The 19,424-nt window shown below is 71.5% G+C and carries 18 protein-coding genes, 3 tRNA genes and 1 pseudogene; 13 read left to right on the top strand and 9 right to left on the bottom strand.

Translation table 11 applies throughout. The features are described from left to right. Positions 1 to 2,705: (Fe-S)-binding protein (locus tag GGG17_RS12060; protein WP_154593935.1), on the bottom strand; the 2,705-nt coding region annotated here is incomplete at its 3' end. A 239-nt stretch (positions 2,706 to 2,944) separates the two neighbouring features. Here GGG17_RS12060 and cysK point away from each other — a divergent pair. Both cysK and epsC read left to right on the top strand, forming a co-directional pair. Then, complete coding sequence (gene cysK / locus GGG17_RS12055) at positions 2,945 to 3,880, top strand: cysteine synthase A (RefSeq protein ID WP_154593934.1); 936 nt, start codon at positions 2,945 to 2,947, stop codon at positions 3,878 to 3,880. 48 nt (positions 3,881 to 3,928) lie between these two features. Continuing rightward, positions 3,929 to 4,588, top strand: a complete 660-nt coding sequence (gene epsC, locus GGG17_RS12050; protein ID WP_154593933.1) for a serine O-acetyltransferase EpsC — start codon at positions 3,929 to 3,931, stop codon at positions 4,586 to 4,588. Between the two features lie 112 nt (positions 4,589 to 4,700). Here the strand turns inward: epsC and GGG17_RS12045 are convergent, their stop codons facing one another. Together GGG17_RS12045 and GGG17_RS12040 are read right to left on the bottom strand one after the other, a co-directional pair. Then, positions 4,701 to 5,078 (bottom strand): YtxH domain-containing protein, encoded by a 378-nt coding sequence (locus GGG17_RS12045; protein WP_154593932.1) that lies wholly within the window; start codon positions 5,076 to 5,078, stop codon positions 4,701 to 4,703. Positions 5,079 to 5,142: 64 nt separating this feature from the next. Continuing rightward, a complete protein-coding gene (locus GGG17_RS12040; RefSeq protein WP_154593931.1) occupies positions 5,143 to 5,448 on the bottom strand; it encodes a YtxH domain-containing protein in 306 nt (101 codons plus the stop codon). Positions 5,449 to 5,576: 128 nt separating this feature from the next. Here GGG17_RS12040 and GGG17_RS12035 point away from each other — a divergent pair. The 5 genes from GGG17_RS12035 (at position 5,577) to GGG17_RS12015 (ending at position 9,594) form a co-directional block, all read left to right on the top strand. After that, positions 5,577 to 5,666: transfer RNA gene (locus GGG17_RS12035), tRNA-Ser, on the top strand. 268 nt (positions 5,667 to 5,934) lie between these two features. Then, on the top strand, positions 5,935 to 6,138 hold the full coding sequence (locus GGG17_RS12030; RefSeq protein WP_019285274.1) for a cold-shock protein: 204 nt from the start codon (positions 5,935 to 5,937) through the stop codon (positions 6,136 to 6,138). Between the two features lie 185 nt (positions 6,139 to 6,323). Continuing rightward, positions 6,324 to 8,039: an LCP family protein gene (locus GGG17_RS12025; RefSeq protein ID WP_154593930.1), complete on the top strand. Its 1,716-nt coding sequence runs from the start codon at positions 6,324 to 6,326 to the stop codon at positions 8,037 to 8,039. A gap of 65 nt (positions 8,040 to 8,104) precedes the next feature. Further along, positions 8,105 to 8,195: transfer RNA gene (locus GGG17_RS12020), tRNA-Ser, on the top strand. Between the two features lie 175 nt (positions 8,196 to 8,370). After that, complete coding sequence (locus GGG17_RS12015) at positions 8,371 to 9,594, top strand: acyl-CoA dehydrogenase family protein (RefSeq protein ID WP_154593929.1); 1,224 nt, start codon at positions 8,371 to 8,373, stop codon at positions 9,592 to 9,594. 1 nt (position 9,595) lies between these two features. Here the strand turns inward: GGG17_RS12015 and GGG17_RS12010 are convergent, their stop codons facing one another. From GGG17_RS12010 to GGG17_RS11995, 4 genes are all read right to left on the bottom strand, one after another. Continuing rightward, entirely contained in the window at positions 9,596 to 10,042 is a 447-nt protein-coding gene (locus GGG17_RS12010) for a GtrA family protein (protein ID WP_154593928.1), read from the bottom strand. Between the two features lie 59 nt (positions 10,043 to 10,101). Beyond that, positions 10,102 to 12,108 carry an ArnT family glycosyltransferase gene (locus GGG17_RS12005; RefSeq protein WP_154593927.1) on the bottom strand — a complete coding sequence of 669 codons (2,007 nt, stop codon included), beginning with the start codon at positions 12,106 to 12,108 and terminating at the stop codon, positions 10,102 to 10,104. Between the two features lie 127 nt (positions 12,109 to 12,235). Continuing rightward, positions 12,236 to 13,663 carry a sensor histidine kinase gene (locus GGG17_RS12000; RefSeq protein WP_154593926.1) on the bottom strand — a complete coding sequence of 476 codons (1,428 nt, stop codon included), beginning with the start codon at positions 13,661 to 13,663 and terminating at the stop codon, positions 12,236 to 12,238. 7 nt (positions 13,664 to 13,670) lie between these two features. Next, positions 13,671 to 14,411 (bottom strand): response regulator transcription factor, encoded by a 741-nt coding sequence (locus tag GGG17_RS11995; protein WP_154593925.1) that lies wholly within the window; start codon positions 14,409 to 14,411, stop codon positions 13,671 to 13,673. A 171-nt stretch (positions 14,412 to 14,582) separates the two neighbouring features. Here GGG17_RS11995 and GGG17_RS11990 point away from each other — a divergent pair, with 171 nt between their 5' ends. Both GGG17_RS11990 and GGG17_RS11985 read left to right on the top strand, forming a co-directional pair. Then, entirely contained in the window at positions 14,583 to 14,978 is a 396-nt protein-coding gene (locus GGG17_RS11990) for a hypothetical protein (protein ID WP_195849223.1), read from the top strand. Then, positions 14,978 to 15,127: a hypothetical protein gene (locus GGG17_RS11985; RefSeq protein WP_154593923.1), complete on the top strand. Its 150-nt coding sequence runs from the start codon at positions 14,978 to 14,980 to the stop codon at positions 15,125 to 15,127. The genes GGG17_RS11990 and GGG17_RS11985 overlap by 1 nt, the downstream gene beginning before the upstream one ends. Here the strand turns inward: GGG17_RS11985 and GGG17_RS11980 are convergent. Further along, positions 15,115 to 15,291, bottom strand: coding sequence for a hypothetical protein (locus GGG17_RS11980; protein ID WP_230082914.1), 177 nt, complete (start codon positions 15,289 to 15,291; stop codon positions 15,115 to 15,117). The two genes, GGG17_RS11985 and GGG17_RS11980, sit on opposite strands and share 13 nt — an antisense overlap. 51 nt (positions 15,292 to 15,342) lie before the next feature. On the opposite strand from GGG17_RS11980, the gene GGG17_RS11975 reads away from it, so the two are divergent. After that, positions 15,343 to 15,978: a hypothetical protein gene (locus tag GGG17_RS11975; RefSeq protein ID WP_154593922.1), complete on the top strand. Its 636-nt coding sequence runs from the start codon at positions 15,343 to 15,345 to the stop codon at positions 15,976 to 15,978. Positions 15,979 to 16,216: 238 nt separating this feature from the next. Here GGG17_RS11975 and GGG17_RS11970 read toward each other — a convergent pair whose 3' ends face one another. Next, complete coding sequence (locus GGG17_RS11970; RefSeq protein WP_230082913.1) at positions 16,217 to 18,013, bottom strand: phosphoenolpyruvate carboxykinase (GTP); 1,797 nt, start codon at positions 18,011 to 18,013, stop codon at positions 16,217 to 16,219. Positions 18,014 to 18,192: 179 nt separating this feature from the next. On the opposite strand from GGG17_RS11970, the gene GGG17_RS11965 reads away from it, so the two are divergent. The 3 genes and pseudogenes from GGG17_RS11965 to GGG17_RS17385 form a co-directional block, all read left to right on the top strand. Next, on the top strand, positions 18,193 to 18,972 hold the full coding sequence (locus tag GGG17_RS11965; protein ID WP_154593920.1) for a WecB/TagA/CpsF family glycosyltransferase: 780 nt from the start codon (positions 18,193 to 18,195) through the stop codon (positions 18,970 to 18,972). 101 nt (positions 18,973 to 19,073) lie between these two features. Next, positions 19,074 to 19,146, top strand: a tRNA-Arg gene (locus tag GGG17_RS11960). Positions 19,147 to 19,270: 124 nt separating this feature from the next. Next, positions 19,271 to 19,417: pseudogene (locus GGG17_RS17385) on the top strand (3-keto-5-aminohexanoate cleavage protein); the annotation flags it as partial. Positions 19,418 to 19,424 lie beyond the last annotated feature (7 nt).

Here is a 19,424-nt window from a genome sequence, read left to right as displayed (position 1 = left end):
TCGTCCCAGGGGTCGGCGACGTCGTTGGTGGTGGGAGCCGGGGTCGGCTCTGGGTCGGGCTGGGTCTGGGCGGCTGGTGCCGGTGCGGCGGTGGCCGTGTCGTCGTCGTCCCAGGGGTCGGCGACGTCGTTGGTGGTGGGAGCCGGGGTCGGCTCTGGGTCGGGCTGGGTCTGGGCGGCTGGTGCCGGTGCGGCGGTGGCCGTGTCGTCGTCGTCCCAGGGGTCGGCGACGTTGGCGGCGTGGACCGCCTCCTGGTCGTTCTCGTCCGGGACGCGCACCTCCTCCTGCTCCTCGGCCGCGGCCTCCTGCGCCGGGGACGTCTGCGTCTGCCGGTCGTCGCGGTCCGGCTTGATGCCCTCGGGCGCGCCGTCCGCAGCGACCCCGGCCGCCCCGGTGGCCGTGGCCGCCGCCGCTGCCGCTGCCGCCTCCTCGACGGGAGCCTCGACCTCGTCGCCGCGCCGGACCGCAGCGAGCAGCATCTGCGCGACGTCGACGACCTCCACCTGCTCGACGGAGGCATCGTCGGCCTCCTTGGCGGTGACGCCGTCGGAGAGCATGACGCGGCAGAAGGGGCAGCCCACCGCGATCCGGTCGGCGCCCGTGGCGAGCGCCTCCTCGGTGCGGTTCATGTTGATGCGGGTGCCGAGCTTCTCCTCCATCCACATGCGGGCACCGCCGGCGCCGCAGCAGAAGGACGTCTCGCCGTGGCGGGGCATCTCGCGCAGCTCGACGCCGGGGAGCGAACCGATGAGCTCGCGGGGTGGGGCATAGACGTTGTTGTGCCGCCCCAGGTAGCAGGGGTCGTGGTAGGTCACGACGGGTGCGCTCGAGGCGGGGTTCTTGGCGGTGGACTTGCGCGCGTCCTCGGCCGGGCGCGACACCGGCACGAGGCGCTTCTCGCGCACGAGACGGTTGAGCAGCTGCGTGTGGTGCAGCACCTCGTAGCTGCCGCCGACCTGTGGGTACTCGTTCTTGATGGTGTTGAAGCAGTGGGCGCAGGTCACGACGATCTTCGTCGCACCGGCCTCGTTGAGCTGCTCGACGTTCTGCTGCGCGAGCATCTGGAAGAGGACCTCGTTGCCCGCGCGGCGGGCGGAGTCACCGGTGCAGGTCTCGCCGTCACCCAGCACGGCGAAGCTGACACCCGCGGTGTCCAGGAGCTCGGCAACGGCGCGCGAGGTCTTCTTGGCGCGGTCCTCGAAGGCACCGGCGCAGCCCACCCAGAAGAGGTAGTCGACCTCGGACAGGTCCTCGACGTCCTTGCCGACCTGCTTGACCGGGAACGGCAGGTCCTTGGCCCAGTCGAGGCGGGCGCGCTGCGCCATGCCCCAAGGGTTGCCCTTGGACTCCATGTTCTTGAAGAGTCCGCCCAGCTCGGCGGGGAAGGCCGACTCGATCAGCACCTGGTTGCGCCGCAGGTCGACGATGGTGTCCACGTGCTCGATGTCGACGGGGCACTGCTCGACGCACGCGCCGCAGGTCGTGCAGGACCACAGCACGTCCTCGTCGATGACGGCCTCGGGGCCGAGTGCGTCGTATGCCGTGAGGGGGTGCTCCATGTCATACCCGGTCTGGCCGACGAGGGGCATGTGCGCGAGCGCCTTGGTGTGCTCCGGCAGCCCCGCCCGGGCCTCCTCCGAGGCCATCATCCACGGTGCCTTGGCGTGCGCGTGGTCGCGCAGCGTCATCACGAGCAGCTTGGGGGACAGGGGCTTGTCGGTGTTCCACGCGGGGCACTGCGACTGGCAGCGGCCGCACTCGGTGCAGGTGGTGACGTCGAGCAGCTGCTTCCAGGTGAGGTCCTCGGCCTTGGCGACACCCATCGAGGTGTCCTCGTCCATCTCCTCCACGGCGTCCATGGAGAAGGGCTTGCCGTCGATGGTCATGGGCTGCAGCGCGCCCAGCGCGGTCCGCCCGTCGGCGTTGCGCTTGAACCAAATGTTGAAGAAGGCGAGGAAGCGGTGCCAGGCCACGCCCATGGTGGGCTGCAGGGCGATGGTGATCATCCAGGCGAAGGACACGAGGATCTTGATCATCGCGACGAGGTAGATCGCCTCCTCGATCCCGGCGATGCTCAGACCGCCCCACATGCCGCGCATCCACCCTGTCAGCGGGAAGTGGAGCGCGATGTTGGTGCCCGGGTGCAGGCGCTCGACGTGGGCGGCCTCGAGGGTGCGCAGCAGCGCGATGCAGATGGTGACCGCGAGGATCGTGAACTCGACGTAGTAGGCCTGCCACCAGGTCGACCCGAAGAAGCGGCTGCGGCGGCCGTGCTCGCCGGCGGCGCTGCGCGGGTGCTGACGCTGGCGCACCACGATCAGCAGGATGATCCCGAGGAAGCCGCCGACCGTGAAGAGCTCGATCAGCCACTCGAAGGGCGGGAAGGTGCCGATGATCGGCAGCCGGAAGTCCGGCCAGATGAGCTGGAAGAAGGCGTTGACCAGCGTCGCGAACAGGATGAGGAAGGACAGCGCCGTGAACCAGTGCGCTATGGAGACCCAGGGCAGCCGCGCCATGCGCGTGTGGCCCAGGAACTCGCGGACCAGGGTCATCGTCCGCTTGGCCGGCTCGCCGGTGCGCGTCGGGTCGGGCCGGCCGGTGCGAAAGAGCCTGGTGAACCGGAACACCTGCCGGAAGAGCAGGATCCACCCGATGCTCGGGATCACGAAGCACAGCACGAGGGCTGTGGTCTGCAGCGCTGACATGCGGTGATCCTACGGTCGGGTAGTGACATGGCGGCACGTCTGACGAGTGATGTGTGACGGGGATCGCTAGCCCGGTCGGGTCCGGTCCCTGGGATGCGGCTGCGTCATCCCGCGTGGCATAACACAATGTTGGACAAGCGATAACGTGGGAATCACCTTCTCGTCCCGGACGTTGCCGCGGACGAGAACACGACAGGGCCCACGCGGCCTTCAGCCATCGAGAGAGCGGAGAACGCCCCATGCCCATCCACGACGACGTCACTTCCATCGTCGGACGCACCCCCCTGGTGCGCATCAACCGCATCATCGACACCAAGGACAGCGGCACCACCGTCGCGGCGAAGCTCGAGTTCTACAACCCCGCGAACTCGGTGAAGGATCGGATCGGCGTGGCCATCGTGGACGCGGCCGAGCAGTCCGGCGAGCTCGAGCCGGGCGGCACCATCGTCGAGGCGACCTCGGGCAACACCGGGATCGCGCTGGCCATGGTGGGTGCGGCCCGCGGCTACAAAGTCGTCCTGACCATGCCGGAGACCATGAGTGCCGAGCGCAAGGCCCTGCTCAAGGCGTACGGCGCCGAGCTGGTCCTCACCCCGGGCTCGGAGGGCATGAAGGGCGCCGTCAACAAGGCCGAGGAGATCGTCGCCGAGCGGCAGGGCGTGCTGGCGCGTCAGTTCGCGAACGCCGCCAACCCCGAGATCCACCGCCGCACGACGGCCGAGGAGATCTGGGCCGACACCGACGGCAAGGTCGACATCGTGGTCGCGGGTATCGGCACCGGCGGGACCATCACCGGCGTCGGCCAGGTGCTCAAGGAGCGCAAGCCCGGCGTGCAGATGATCGCCGTCGAGCCCGCCGAGTCCGCCATCCTCAACGGCGGTCAGGCCGGTCCGCACAAGATCCAGGGCATCGGTGCCAACTTCGTCCCCGAGGTCCTCGACACCGAGATCTACGACGAGGTCATCGACGTCAACATCGACCAGTCGGTCGAGTGGGCCCGCAAGGCCGCGACCCAGGAGGGCCTGCTCGTCGGTCTGTCCTCCGGCGCCGCGCTCTACGCCGCCGCCCAGGTCGCCGCCCGGCCCGAGAACGCCGGCAAGACGATCGTGGTCATCATCCCCTCCTTCGGTGAGCGCTACCTGTCCACCGTGCTGTTCGAGGGCATCACCTCCTGATCGGCCGTATGCCGAACCACCCGCCGCCACACGAGATGAGCTGATGACATGACGACCTTCACCACCGCCGCGGCCCACCGCGCCAAGGCCGACGTCAACCTCGCCCCGCTCGTGACCCAGCGTCAGGGTGGCGTGGGTTTCGTGGCCGGGGTCCTGGAGGACCTCGACGCGGCGATCGAGAGGGACCCGGCGGCGACCGGTCGCCTGCAGATGGCCCTGGTCTCGCCGGGCCTGCACGCGGTGTGGTCCCACCGTGTGACGCACCAGCTGTGGCAGCGCCCGTCGCTGCGGCTGCCGGCGCGCCTGCTGTCCAACGTGACGCGGGCCCTGACCGGCGTGGAGATCCACCCGGGCGCGACGATCGGTCGGCGGTTCTTCATCGACCACGGCATGGGCGTCGTCATCGGCGAGACGGCCGAGATCGGCGACGACTGCATGCTCTACAACAGCGTCAACCTCGGGGGCCGCTCGCTCGCCAAGGGCAAGCGTCACCCCACGCTGGGCAACGGTGTCACGATCGGGTCGGGCGCCCGCGTCCTCGGCGCCATCACGCTGGGCGACGGTGCGCAGGTCGGCGCCAACGCCGTCGTGGTCAAGGACGTCCCGGCCAACGCCGTCGCCGTCGGCATCCCCGCGCAGGTGCGGATCCCGGGGCCGGACCAGAGCCCGACCGACGCGATGTATGACGATCCCGCCGTCTGGATCTAGCCGCCCTGGACCGGGCCGCCGCGCGACCGGGCGGTCCGGTCACGCGCACGACGGAGGCGCCGCACCCCGCGCGGGGGTGCGGCGCCTCCGTCGTGCGGGCAGGGGCCCTCGGTCAGTGACCGGACTCGTACTTGACGGTCTGCGGCTCCACGTCGCTCGAGCTCTCGACCCCGATCTGGTTGCCGGAGTGGTCCCCGGTGACCTTGGACCTGGCGGTGGCCGCGGCACCCTGGGCCTTGGCCTGGGCGGCACCGGCCGCCTCCTGCGCCTTGGCCTGGGCGGCGGCGGCGGCCTCCTGGGCCTTGGCCTGCACGACGGGGGCCTTCTCCTTGACGGCGTCCGTCGCGAGGGCGACCTTCTCCTGGACGCGGGGGTCGTTCCAGACGGTGTCCGCCTGGGACTTGATCTGCTGGTAGCGGCCCTGGCCGGCGCGGGCGCCGAGGACGTAGCCGAGGCCGGCGCCGGCGATGAACATCAGTCGCTTCTGCATGTGGAGTCTCTCCTAGGGGTTCGGGGTGACCGCCGAGGCGGTCGTCGACGTCAGCCGTACGGTGTCAGCCGATGCGGCCGTCGGTGGTGGGGGTGACGCCGGTCGTGGAGGCGGAGCGGGAGGTCGAGGTCGACGCCGGGGCGGTGCCGCCGGAGACCGCACCCACGGCCTTGTCGACCAGCCCGTGCGCCTGCGGCGGGGTCTGCGCCTTGACGGCCTGCGCGGCCTCCGCGATCTTGCTCTGGACGGACGGGTTCTGCAGGGCCGAGGTCGACCGCTGCACGAGCGCGTCGTACTGCCCACGACCGCCACGGGCACCGAGGACGTACCCGGCGCCGACGCCGGCGAGGAAGCTGAGCTTGTTGAGCATGATGGATCCTTCCGGTAGGAGTGAACGCTTGTCGTCTCCATGCCCCGAGCGGCTCCGCCTTATGACCCTAGGCCCGACTTTTTGCCGGACCGGTAGTCTGTGCGGGTCCCGCACGCAGCTGCGGGTCGGGAGGGCTCGCATAGTGGCCTAGTGCGGCGGTCTTGAAAACCGCTAACGGTGCAAGCCGTTCGTGGGTTCGAATCCCACGCCCTCCGCCAGGTCGGGGCGGCGGATCGACGCAGCCACCGATTGTTCACCTCCTGGGGATCACAGCGGACCGCCCCGGTGGTAGGTTGGGGCACGGTTGCTGAAGCAGTTCCTCGCAAGACGTAGATGTAGCCCTCCGCCTCCCGGCCCCAACGGCTGGCTGCGCGGGGGTCGTTCACGAAGGACGGGCATGTCCCGTGACGTGGGGGGTAAGGCAATCTGGACGGGGCGCATCCTGCTCCCCGGTCATAGCCAGACATAACGAAAGTAGTAATACCCATGGCACAGGGCACCGTTAAGTGGTTCAACGCTGAGAAGGGCTTCGGCTTCATCGCTCAGGATGGTGGCGGTCCGGACGTGTTCGTCCACTACTCCGCGATCCAGAGCAACGGCTACCGCAGCCTCGACGAGGCGCAGCGCGTCGAGTTCGAGGTCACCCAGGGCCCCAAGGGCCCGCAGGCGGACGCCGTCCGCCCCATCTGATCCTCATCGATCTCCTCCGGCGCTGACCGGCTCCCACGGAGCCGGACCCGGAGACCAGGACCCCCGACAGACGACCTGTCGGGGGTTCTCGGCGTCAACAGGAGGGTTTGCCCAGGCTGCGTCGATACACTCGGCCGAAGTCTGGTCGGCCAAAGCCTGCCGTCGCCAACCTGAAAGGTCGCCCCGTGAAGGATCCTGACGAGTCCGCACGCCCGGGCTCGGCGGCCCCGACGCCGGGTGGATCGGCACCGGACGGCTCCAGCACCCCGGAGTCCTCGCTGCCTTCCGATCTCACCCGACGAGAGCTGCGCGCCCTGCGGCGCCGGCGTCCGATCCTCAAGGGGATCGTCATCGCGCTCGTCGTCGTCCTGGCGGTGGTCGTCGGCGGCGGGCTGTACGCGGCATACCGATTGAACGGCAACCTCTCGTCGCTGGACATCACCGACAACCTCCTCAAGCCCGCGCCGGGCGCCACCACCGACCCGACCACGGGCCACACCGCCATGAACCTCCTGGTCATGGGGGTCGACACCCGTGAGGGTGCCAACAGCGCGTATGGCGACCCCACCGAGGACCCGGGGCTGCGCTCGGACACGACGATGCTCGTGCACCTGGCCGCCGACCGGCGCTCGGCCGTCGTGGTGTCCATCCCCCGCGACGCCATGATCCCTGCCCCGCCCCGCCAGGGTGAGTCGTCCGCGTCGGCCTCCTCCGCAGCGACGCCGAGGGCGGCCACCTCGTCGACCACACCCGCCACCGCGGCCACGTCGACGCAGACCGGCGCCGGCCCCGGATGCGTCATCGACGCGCCGGTGAGCCGGTGGACCAAGCGGATGTTCAACTCCAACATCGAGGACGGGGGCGTCACCTGCGTCGTGGCCACCGTCATGCAGAACACCGGCATCTCGATCGATCACGTCATGACCGTGGACTTCACCGGCTTCAAGAACATCGTGGACGCCCTCGGCACGGTCGAGATCTGCACGACCTCAGCGGTCAAGGACAAGTACAGCGGCCTCGACCTGGCCGCCGGACGGCACAGGCTCAACGGCGAGCAGGCGCTCGCGTTCGTGCGCACACGGCACGGGGTCGGTGACGGTTCGGACACCGGACGCGTCAAGCTGCAGCAGGACTTCCTCGCGGCCGTGGTGCGCCAGGCGACCTCGACCGGCGTGCTCCTCAACCCGCCGCGGCTCTACAACGTCCTGGACGCGGCCACCCGGTCCCTCAAGACCGACGCCGAGCTCGCCAACGTCTCCGCCCTGTCCGGCCTGGCGGCGCAGCTGCGTGAGATCAGGCCGGCCAACATCCGATTCATCACGGCGCCGATCGAGCCCTACCCCCAGGACAAGGAGCGCGTGCAGCTGAGCGCCGCCGCCGGGCCCCTCTGGGAGATCCTCCGCAAGGACGAGCCGTGGCCCGGCACGACCGGAGCCTCGGGATCGGCCTCCGCCGCCGCCAGCTCGACCCCGGCCGTGGCGCCCAGCTCGGTCTCGGTGGCCGTCGAGAACGCCTCGGGCACCGCCGGCCTCGGTGGCCAGGTGGCCCAGGCGCTGCGCGCGCAGGGCTTCACCGTCGGTGCGGTGACCGCGGCCGCCGCGCCGAGCAACGGCGTGGTCGTGCACCACACGGCGTCCCAGCTCGCGCAGGCCCAGGAGGTGGCGCTGGCGTTCCCCGGCGCCATCCTCAAGGCCGACGGCGCCGCCGGCAGCCCCGTGCGGGTGTCCGTCGGGCGCGGCGCCCCCAGGGTCGTGGCGGTGCCCAACCGCGCGGGCCAGGCGCCGCTGCCCGCGCAGCCGATCACGGCGGCCCCGGTGCCGGGCAGCACCACCTCGAGCACGCCCACGTTGGAAGCCAAGGTGGCTAGCGACGACGTGTGCAGCGACACCAGCAAGAGCTGACCCAGCCGCGGTGCGGGCGTTTTGGTCCCGCGCGCGCCCGACCGGTAGCCTGTGCGGGTTGCACTGGAGGTGTCGCATAGTGGCCTAGTGCGCCCGCCTGCTAAGCGGGTTGAGGTTGAAAACCTCTCGCGGGTTCAAATCCCGCCACCTCCGCCACCACCCTCACCAGGGACCGAGAGCCCCCGACCATCGTGGTCGGGGGCTTTCGTCTCTGCCCGCCTTGCGTCCTCCCGGCCGTATGCCGACCCGGCCGCCGTCTCGGCATACGGGCACTCGGTCCGGGATGAGACCCCGGTCATGGGCGGGGTGAGGCACGGCTTACCGTGATCGCATGGACTTCTCTTTGTCTCCGGTGCAGGAGCAGTGGCGCGACCGGATGGCCGACTTCCTCCAGCGGGAGGTGTATCCCGCCGAGGCCGTGGCCCGTCGGGAGGTCGCCGAGCTCGACGCCGAGCACCGCTGGACCCGGCCCGCCGTCATGTCGCGGCTGGCGGACGAGGCTCGGGCCGCGGGCCTGTGGAACCTCGGGCTCCCGGCTCCCTACGGCGCCGGGCTGAGCCACCTCGACCTCGCCCCCGTCGTCGAGCTGTCGGGACGGTCGCCGCACCTGGCCCCGGAGGCCATCAACGCCAACAGCCCCGACGTGGGCAACATGGAGCTGCTGCTGCGCTACGGCTCGCCGGAGCAGCAGGAGCGCTGGCTCGCACCGCTGGCGGCCGGCGAGATCCGCTCGTCCTTCGCGATGACCGAGCCCGACGTCGCGTCGTCCGACGCCGGCAACATCTCGACGTCGATCGAGGTCGACGAGCAGACCCAGGAGGTCGTGATCAACGGCCGCAAGTGGTGGTCGAGCGGGGCCATGGCTCCCGACTGCCGCGTGATGCTCGTGATGGGCAAGTCCAACCCCCGCGGGCAGCGGCACCTGCAGCACTCGGTCGTGATCGTGCCGCGGGACACCCCCGGCGTGCGGGTCGTGAGGTCGATGTCGGTGCTGGGCTACGACGACCCGTTCACCGGGGGGCACGGGGAGGTCGCCTTCGAGGACGTGCGGGTGCCGCTGGCCAACGTCGTGGGCTCGCTGCACCGCGGCTACGCGCTGGCGCAGGCCCGCATGGCGCCCACCCGTCTGACGCACTGCCTCAAGCTCGTCGGGGTGGCCGAGCGCGCCTTCGACCTGATGGCCGAGCGCGTGCCGCGACGGGTGGCCTTCGGGCGGCCGCTGGCGCAGCACGGTCTCGTGCAGGAGTGGGTCGCCCAGTCCCGCGTGGCGATCGACCAGGCCCGCTGGCTCGCCTACCGCGCGGCGTGGTCGCTGGACCACCAGGACGACCAGGACTCCGCCGCGGCGATCTCCGCGCTCAAGGTCGTGGCGCCCTCGATGGCCAGCACCGTGGTCGACCGGGCGATCCAGGCGCACGGCGCGCTGGGTCTGTCGCAGGACTCGCCGCTGGGGGAGCTCAACGCCTACGCCCGCCAGATGCACATCGCGGACGGGCCGGACGAGGTCCACCTCATGGCCGTGGCCCGGCACGAGCTGCGGCGCTTCGCGGGCTGAGTCAGGACATCCAGCGGCGCAGCGCGACGAACCTCACGACCGTCGACGCGACGTTGGCGACTGCCACGACGGTGGTCTGCACGCCGGCCGACGCGGTGGGCGCGGTCACGTGCAGCGCGAGCAGCGCCAGGCTCGTCAGCCCCCACGTGACCGCGAACACCGCCATCCCCTGCAGCTGGTGCCGCAGCGCGTCCTGCCGGCCCCGCACCTCGAAGGTCCAGGCGCGGTTGGCCGCCGTGTTGAGCACGGTCGACACGAGCAGCGCGACCAGGTTGGCCGCCAGGGCGCCGAGCACGCCCGTCAGGGCCGCGAACAGGCCGAGGTGCAGCACCGTGCTGGCGACGCCGATCGTGGCGAACCTGCCCAGCTGCGTGGCCAGCTCGGCCCCTGGCCGTCGCCGGCCGTGCTCGTCGACAGGCGGGGCGGTCGAGGTGGTCGGGGTGGTCATCGGTCGGTCCTCTCCGGTGGGTGACGAGCGCGAGGGGTATGCCGGAGCCCGGCGCCTGGTCAGGACGCCGCCAGCGGCTGGGTGAGGTCGTAGAAGGTCGTCCCGTCGATGCTCACCGTCTGGTAGCTCGCGGCGGCCCACGCGAGGATCTGGCTCGTGGTGGACGTCTCGGTCGACGAGCCGCCCATCCCGCCCGAGGCGAGCAGGTAGTGGATCTGGCCCGAGGCGACATAGGCCTGGAGCTGCGCCAGCGTGGGCGACGGGTCGGTGCCGTTGAAGCCGCCGAGCGCCATCACCGGCTGACCGGTGGCGAGCTGCAGGCCGGCGGCGTTCTGCGACCCGACCGCGGCGGCCACCCAGGTGTAGCGGTCGGCGTCGGCGGACAGCGCGCTCACGACCTCAGTGGAGGGGGTGTTGGCGCCGAGCAGGCCACCCATGCCGCCGGCCATCCCGCCGGGCCCACCGGCACCGGCCGCGCCGGGCCTACCGGCACCGGCCGGTCCACCGGCTCCGCCGGGTCCACCGGCTCCGCCCATGCCGGAGCCGGTCGACGGGCCGGCGGTCACGATCGAACCGGTGTGCGCGGTGGTCACGGTCTGCGCGCTGTAGGCCGCGGGCCCGGCGAGGACGGCGACGACGGCGGCTCCGGCCACGACCCTGACGGCCGAGGCGTGGATCCGGTCGAGCACCAGCAGGAGCAGGGCGGCGGCGAGCCCGAGGACGACCACGACCCACCGCAGCCACGGCAGGAAGTCCGCCGAGCGGGCGAGCAGGACGAAGGACCAGGCCGAGGCGATGGCGGTGGCGGCCGAGAGGGTCGTCATACCGAACCGGTCGCGGCGCTCCCAGGCGAGGGTGGCGCCGATGGCGACCACCGCGGCCACGGCCGGGGCGAGGGCCACGGTGTAGTAGGCGTGGAAGATGCCGGCCATGAAGCTGAAGGTGAGGGCCGTGACCACGAGCCAGCCGCCCCACACGATCAGCTGGGCGCGCCGGCCGTCGGTGCGGGGGCGGCGCCCGCGCATCACGAGCCCGGTGACGAGCAGCAGCAGCGCGGAGGGCATCAGCCAGGAGATCTGGCCGCCGATCTCGGCGTCGAACAGGCGGGTCAGGCCGGTCTGGCCCCACCCGTTGCCGCCGCCGACGGATCCCGTCTCGTCGCCCGTGAGGCGGCCGAGTCCGTTGTAGCCGAAGGTCAGCTCGAGGAAGGAGTTGGTCTGGGACCCGCCGATGTACGGCCGGGCCGAGGCGGGCACGAGCTCGACGATCGCGACCCACCACCCGGCGGAGAGGACCAGGGCCGCCCCGGCCGCGACCAGGTGGGTGATGCGGCGGCCGAGCGTCGTGTCGGCGGCCAGGAGGTAGGCGGCCGCGAGCGCCGGCACGACCAGGAAGACCTGGAGGGTCTTGGTGAGGAAGCCGAGGCCGAGGAAGGCGCCGGCGGCGAGAAGCCAGCGGGCGCGGCCCTCGTCGACGGCCTTGACGGTGGCCCAGGCGCCGAGGGTCATGAGCAGCACCAGCAGCGCGTCCGGGTTGTTGAACCGGAACATCAGCGTCGCGACCGGTGTGAGCGCCAGCGTCGCCCCGGCGATCAGGCCCGCGGCGGCGCCGAAGTGCCGCTTGACCGTGGCGTAGAGGACCCCCACCGACGCCACCCCCATGAGGACCTCGGGCAGCAGGATCGCGAACGAGCTCAGCCCGAGGACCCGCACCGACAGGGCCATGGCCCACAGCGACGCCGGCGGCTTGTCCACCGTGATGGCGTTCGCGGCGTCGGAGCTGCCGTAGAAGAAGGCCTTCCACGACTCGCCGCCGGCCTGGGCCGCGGCGGAGTAGAAGGCGTTGGCCCACCCGGAGCTGGTCAGGTCGTAGAGGTAGAAGGCCGCGGTCGCGCACAGCAGGATCACCAGCGACGGGCGGGCCCAGCTCGGGTCCTCGGCCGGGCCGCGCCACAGTCGGGCCGCTCGCCGCTCGGTGTCGGGCCTTGCCGCCGTGGGCTTCTCGTGGGGGGCGGTGCGCGGGGCGGTGAGACGGCGGGCGCTGCGCCGGAGGGTCGAGGTTGTCATGCCACCCACGGTCCGGCTCGCGCTTGTGGGGACCCTATGAGCCTGCTCTGCCGCTCCTACGCACCTCGCTACGCCCGTCCGCTGCCCCACCCCCGCTCGGTCCTGGGAGCGCAGGGGGTGATCGGGGTCAGCGGAGGGGGAGCGCGACCGTGAACTCCGTGCGCCCGGGCACGGACTCGACCCGCACGTCGCCGTGGTGCGCCTTGACGACGGCGTCGACGATGGACAGCCCGAGACCGGTCGAGCCGGCGGCGCGGTTGCGGGCGGTGTCGCCTCGGGTGAACCTCTGGAAGAGGTTGGGTTGCAAGGATTCTGGTATGCCGGGTCCGTCGTCGAGCACCCGGATGACGGCACGCTCGCCCTCGACGCCCAGCGAGGTGCGGATCATGGTGCCCGCAGGGGTGTAGCTGCGGGCGTTGGCGAGCAGGTTGACCAGGACCTGCTGCAGGCGACCACGGTCGCCGGTGGCCTCGATCGCCGCGCCGGGCAGGTCCAGCTCCCAGCGGTGGTCGGGGGCGGTGACCTGCGCGTCGCTGACGCACTCGAGCACGAGCAGCGACAGGTCGACGGGCGCGTGCTCCAGGGGGCGCCCGGCATCGAGGCGGGCCAGCAGGAGCAGGTCCTCGACGAGGGTGGTCATGCGCTTGGCCTCGGACTCGATGCGGTCGAGCGCGTGCCGCACGCCTCCGGGCACGGGTTCGCGCTCCTTGCGGCTGAGCTCGGCATACCCCCTGATCGAGGCCAGCGGTGTGCGCAGCTCGTGGGAGGCGTCGGCCACGAACTGCCGCACGCGCGTCTCGGACCGGTGCCGCGCGGTGAGGGAGCTGTCGACGTTGTCGAGGAGGGTGTTGAGGGCATGGCCGACCTGGCCGACCTCGGTGCGGGGGCTGGTGAGCTCATCGGGGACGCGTTCGATGGGCGCCACCTCGCCGCGCGCGAGGTCCAGCCGGGAGACCCGCGTGGCCGTGTCGGCGACCCGGCGCAGCGGGCGCAGGTTGCGCCGGACCAGCCAGGTGCCGAGGAGCCCCATCAGGGCGAGGCCGGTGAGCGAGGCGAGGGTGATCGTGCGCAGCAGCTCCTGGATCGAGGCCTGGACGCGCTGCAGCGGGACCCCGGTCACGATGGTGGTGCCGGACCGGTAGGCCGCGACCAGTCGGTAGTCGCCCAGCCCGTCGACGTCCACGCTGCGGGGCTGGCCGCCGACGCCGGAGCGGGCGATCGTGCCGACCTGAGCGGTGGTGAGGCGGGAGTAGTCGCCGCCGGCGATGACGTAGTCGCTGAGCGCGCTCCCGTCCTGCAGGCACAGGCGCAGCATCCCCTCGCCGGTCCCCGGCGGCCGACTGGTGCAGGCGCGCAGGACGTCGTCGCCGTCGCCGAGACGGCCGCCCCGGTCGACCATCCGTGACTGCTCCAGCAGCTGCTCGTCGACCTGCTGGGTCAGGCGCTGCCCCATGACCAGCACGGTGGCGCCACCGATCGCGACCGTGACGGCGAGGAACAGCGCGACCACCGAGGTCACGAGCTTGGTGGTCAGGGACCAGTCGCGCACGCGCATGCGCTGATCAGGCCCCGTCGGCCGGCTTGAGGACGTAGCCGACGCCGCGCATGGTGTGGATCATCGGCTTCCGCCCGTGGTCGACCTTCTTGCGCAGGTAGGAGATGTAGAGCTCGACGACGTTGGCCTGGCCGCCGAAGTCGTAGTTCCACACCCGGTCGAGGATCTGGGCCTTGGACAGGACGCGCCTGGGGTTGCGCATGAGATAGCGCAGCAGCTCGAACTCCGTCGCGGTCAAGGTGATCTCGTCGTCACCGCGACGGACCTCGTGGGCGTCCTCGTCCATGACCAGGTCCCCCACGACGAGCAGGGATGCCGACTCCTCCTCGGCGATCGCGGTGCGGCGCATGAGGGCTCGCAGCCGCGCCACCACCTCCTCGAGGCTGAAGGGCTTGGTGACGTAGTCGTCGCCGCCCGCCGTCAGGCCGGCCACGCGGTCCTCGACGGCGTCCTTGGCCGTGAGGAACAGGACGGGGATGTTGGGGTCCTCCTGACGCATCTTGCGCAGGACCTCCAGGCCGTCGAAGTCCGGCAGCATCATGTCCAGGGCGACCGCGTCGGGCTTGAACTCCCGTGCGGCGCGGACCGCCTCGAGGCCGGTGCCCGCGGTGCGCACCTCCCAGCCCTCGTAGCGCAGGGCCATGGACAGCAGCTCGGCGATGTTGGCCTCGTCGTCGACGACGAGGACGCGGACGGGCGAGCCGTCGAGTCGGCGCAGGGCCGGGGCGGAGGTGGTGTGCGTGCTCATGCTCCTCATGACACCGGGCCTTCCTGTGGCGGTGGCAGGGCCTTCCTGTGGCGAGCCTGTGGGACCACTATGGCGGACTCCTGGCCCGTCGACATGGAGATCACAGCCTCGCCACAGCGCGACTGCGGATCGTCGGTGGCACGACGCAACCCGCCAGGCAAGGAGACCGAGATGAACCCGCACCTCAAGAACGACGCCACCAATGCGGCGCCCGCGCCCTCGGTGGCTCCGGGCGCCACACCCGGCGGGGCACCCGGCGCGGCACCGGCAACCGCTCCCACCCGGTGGTCGGGCCGCACGACGGCCGTGGCCGCTGCGCTCGCCGTCGGCCTGGCCACGGTCGGGGGAGGCGCGGTCGCCGCGGCCGCCCCCACGATCAACAGCCAGACGGCGGGTGGGATGGGCGGCCCGGGCCGCGGTCCGGGCGGCGGTGCGCCCGGCGGACCCGGAGGTATGCCGGGTCAGGGGCCCGGCCAAGCGGGGCAGGTGCCGGGTCAGCAGCCGCCGGGTCAGCAGGTGCCGGGGCAAGCGGGCCAGGTGGCCCCGGGCGCGACGGGAGCGAGCTGATGCTGCTCGCACGGCTCGTCGCCCGCCACAGCGCACGCCGGCTCCGTGCGACCCCGCACCGCTCGCGCCTCGACCTGTCCCCGCTCCCGGTGTGCGGCTCCGGGGTGCCTCCGCTCGACGTGCAGCTCCGCCGCGCCTACCGGCGGTAGGAGGGGTCGCCGAGCTCGGCATACCGCCGGTGCAGCCGCGACCGCACCTCGGCCGACGTCATGGCGCGTCGCTGCCGCTCGCCCCGGGCCACCAGGACGCCGGTCGCCGCGACCCCGGCGAGGCCGGCCGCGCCGAGGACCTTCCACCACGAGATGCGTCTCACGGCACGAGGATAGCCACCGCCCCTGCCGGGAGGGGGTGCCAGACTCGGCGCATGGCGATCACGCTCGACCAGGCCGTGGACCACGCTCGCACCGGTGACATCTGGGTGTTTCGGGGGGCCAAGGGCGCCGACCGGGCGATCCAGGTCCTGACCAACGCCCCCGTCAACCACGTCGGCATGGCGGTGGTGCTGGACGACCTGCCGCCGCTGATGTGGCACGCCGAGCTGGGCAAGGGCCTGGTCGACCTGTGGAGCGGGCAGCACCAGCGCGGGGTGCAGCTGCACGACCTGAGGGACGCGGTGACGCGCTGGCACGACGCCTACGGCCAGCGGGGCTTCCTGCGGCAGCTCACCCCTGAGGTGGGGCGCGAGCAGGAGGACGCGCTGCTGCGGACGATCGCGCGATGGGACGGCACGAGCTTCCCGCGCACCGCGACCCTCGCGGGCCGGTGGCTGCGGGGGCGACGCGGTCACCTGCCGTGGCGGCACGAGCAGCGACCGATCTCGGCGCGCCCCGAGCTGGCCTACTGCGCGGAGGTCGTGGCGGTGACCTACGAGGAGATGGGGCTGCTCGAGCCGGGCCGCCCGTCGAGCTGGTACGACCCCGGCAGGTTCTGGTCGGGCGACCAGCTGCCGCTGGCCCCGGGGTGGCGTCTCGGCGACGAGATCGCCGTGACGACGGGCTGACGCGGACCTGCCGGACCGGGGTGCGAGCGGCCGGCACCTCCCGCCGAGTGGTCGTATGCCGAAGCCCGGCGCGTGACCTGCACGAGGTCACGCGCCGGGCTTCGGCATACCGGGGGGACAAGATCGACCGGCCTTGGGATCATCAGCCTGGCGGACGAAGGCCGGTCGATGCCCCTACCGGGGGCGGGATCATCGACCTGGGGGACGAAGGCCGGTCGATGCCCCTACCCCCGGTAGGTCAGGCCTTGGAGACGCGGTCCTTGAGGCCGTCGAGCTCGGCGCGCAGCTCGACGGGCAGCTCGTCGCCGAACTTGCCGAACCACTCCTCGACCAGGGGGAGCTCCTTCTCCCAGCTCGCCTTGTCGAAGGCCAGCGCGGTGGCGAGCTGCTCGTCGGTGAGGTCGAGGCCGTCGGTGTTGATCTCCTCGGGCTTGGGCAGCAGGCCAATCGGGGACTCGACGCCCTCGGCCTTGCCCTCGAGGCGGTCGACGACCCAGGCGAGGACGCGGGAGTTCTCGCCGAAGCCCGGCCACACGAACTTGCCGTCGTCGTCCTTGCGGAACCAGTTGACCTGAAAGATCTTGGGCATCTTGTCCGCGTCGCCCTTCTGGCCGATGGTGAGCCAGTGCTGCACGTAGTCACCGGCGTTGTAGCCGATGAAGGGCAGCATGGCCATCGGGTCGCGGCGCACGACGCCGACCGCACCGACCGCGGCGGCCGTGGTCTCCGAGGAGAGCGTGGCGCCCATGTAGGTGCCGTGCGTCCAGTCGCGGGACTGGGCCACGAGCGGGATGGTCGTGGCGCGACGCCCGCCGAAGAGGATCGCCGAGATCGGCACGCCGTTGGGGGAGTCGTACTCCGGCGCGGCCATCGGGCACTGGCTGATCGGTGTGCAGAAACGGGCGTTGGGGTGGGCGGCCTTCTCCCCCGACTCCGGGGTCCACTCGTTGCCCTTCCAGTCGATGAGCTCGGCGGGCTTCTCGTCGGTCATGCCCTCCCACCAGACGTCGCCGTCCTTGGTGCGGGCGACATTGGTGAACACCGAGTTGCCGGCCTCGATCGTCTCCATCGCGGACCGGTTGGTGCTCCACCCCGTGCCGGGAGCGACGCCGAAGAGGCCGAACTCGGGGTTGACGGCATACAGCCGGCCGTCCTCGCCGAAGCGCATCCAGGCGATGTCGTCGCCGACCATCTCGGCCTTCCAGCCCGGGATGGTGGGGGCGAGCATGGCGAGGTTGGTCTTGCCGCAGGCGCTGGGGAAGGCGGCGGCGATGTAGTGGGTCTTGCCCTCGGGGTTGGTGAGCTTGAGGATCAGCATGTGCTCGGCCATCCAGCCCTCGTCGTGGGCGATGGCCGACGCGATGCGCAGGGCGTAGCACTTCTTGCCGAGCAGGGCGTTGCCGCCGTAGCCGGACCCGAAGGACCAGATCGCGCGCTCCTCGGGGAAGTGGACGATGTACTTGGTGTCGTTGCAGGGCCACGGGACGTCCTGCTCGCCCTCGGCCAGCGGCGCACCGACGGAGTGCAGGCACTCGACGAAGTCGGCCTTCGTCTCCTCCATCTGCTTGAGCACGGCCGAGCCGACGCGGGCCATGACGCGCATCGAGGCGACGACGTAGGCGGAGTCGGTGATCTCGACGCCGTACATCGGCTGGTCGGCCTCGAGGTGACCCATCACGAAGGGGATGACGTACATCGTACGGCCCTTCATGCACCCCTGATAGAGGTCGCGCATGATGCCCTTCATCTCGTCCGGGGCCATCCAGTTGTTGGTGAAGCCCGCGTCCTTCTCGTCCTTGGAGCAGATGTAGGTGCGGTCCTCCACGCGAGCGACGTCACCCGGGTCCGAGGCGGCGTAGTAGCTGTTGGGCTTCTTGTCCTCGGCGAGCTTGATGAAGGTCCCGGAGTCGACCAGCGCCTGGTTGAGCTGCGCGGCCTCCTCGTCCGTGCCGGTGATCCAGTGGATCTGGTCGGGCGTCGTCAGAGCGGCGATCTCCTCGACCCAGGCCGCGAGCTTCTTGTGCGTGGTGGACATGTGGATCCGGCCATCCCTTCTGGTTGCCGTCATTGGCAAGGCGTGCTTGTCACGGTAACCGCTGCCCACAGGCCCGGCCACCGAGAGAGTCGATCTGCGGGGAAGGTCACAATGAGGTTCACCTTGCCTGACATAGTTGAGTCGAGATTCGTTTGACGAGACGCGAGGAGTGCGGTCACGTGCAGCAGCTGCTGATGGGTGGGGTCCAGGTCGACGCCGGGAGCGAGCAGGAGGTCATGGACCTCTATCGCGCCGCCCTGCGGGGCGAGGGCCGCCCGCTCGCCATCGAGTCCGCCAACCTCGACCACCTGCACTGGTACCCCTCGGGTTCGCACGACCGCTCTGCCGGCTCGGTGGGCGACGGCTCTGGCGGTCTGCGCTGGCTGACCCTCATGGACGGCGCGCCCTTCGTCCTCACGGCCAAGCGGGTGACCGGCGTGACCTACCCCCGGCTGACGGGCGCGAGCCTGCTGGAGCCCCAGCTGCGCGTGGCGGCCGAGGAGGGTGCGTCGGTCGGCTTCCTCGGCGGTATGCCGGACATGCACGTGCGTCTGCGCGAGGAGCTCGGCCGCCGTCTGCCGGACCTCCGCATCGCGGGGACCTGGGCCCCGGAGCGGGCCGACATCACCTCGCCCGAGGGCGCGGCCCGCTGGGCCGAGACGGTGCGCGAGGCCGGCACCGACGTCGTCGTCGTGGGGCTGGGCAAACCGCGCCAGGAGGACTGGATCCGCGACCACGGCATCGCGTCCGGGGCGCGGGCCCTGCTGGCCTACGGCGCGGCGGCCGACTTCATCGCCGGGACCGTGCAGCGGGCGCCGCAGTTCTACCAGGACAACCACCTCGAGTGGGCCTACCGCCTGTCGCGCGAGCCCAAGCGGCTGGCCCGTCGCTACCTGCTGCAGGGTCCGCCCTCGCTGGCTCGCCTGGTCACCCACACCCGGCCCCGCCGCCGCTACTAAGGCCGCCACCGGCTCGGGTCCGGTCGACCGATTTCGTGGGGAGGCCCCCTCTGCTGTAAAGTCGTACCTCGTTGCGGACGACCACGGGCGGCGCGGCAACTGCACCCGTAGCTCAACGGATAGAGCATCTGACTACGGATCAGAAGGTTAGGGGTTCGAATCCCTTCGGGTGCGCTCTGTGTTGAGACAGAAGCAAGGGCCCCGGCCGGCGGAGACGCTGGTCGGGGCCCTTCGCATGCCCCTGGGTCCCTGCGGTCCTCGCTGACGCCGAGCCGCGAGGCCCGAGCGCGAGGTCGCGGTGGAGGCGCGGGCGGCTGTCGATGCCGGCGCCTCAGCCGTGCACGTCCACCCCAAGGACGCCGCCGGGGTGGACACCTTGGACGCCGATGACGTGGCGAGGTTCGTGCTGGCCGTTCGACAGGCGTGTCCGGGCGTTCCCGTGGGCGTGACCA

It is taken from the genome of Arsenicicoccus cauae (assembly GCF_009707125.1).
GTDB classification, from domain to species: Bacteria; Actinomycetota; Actinomycetes; order Actinomycetales; family Dermatophilaceae; genus Arsenicicoccus; species Arsenicicoccus cauae.
Note: the sequence above shows the minus strand (reverse complement) of the source record. Positions and strands in the feature narration are given on the sequence as shown.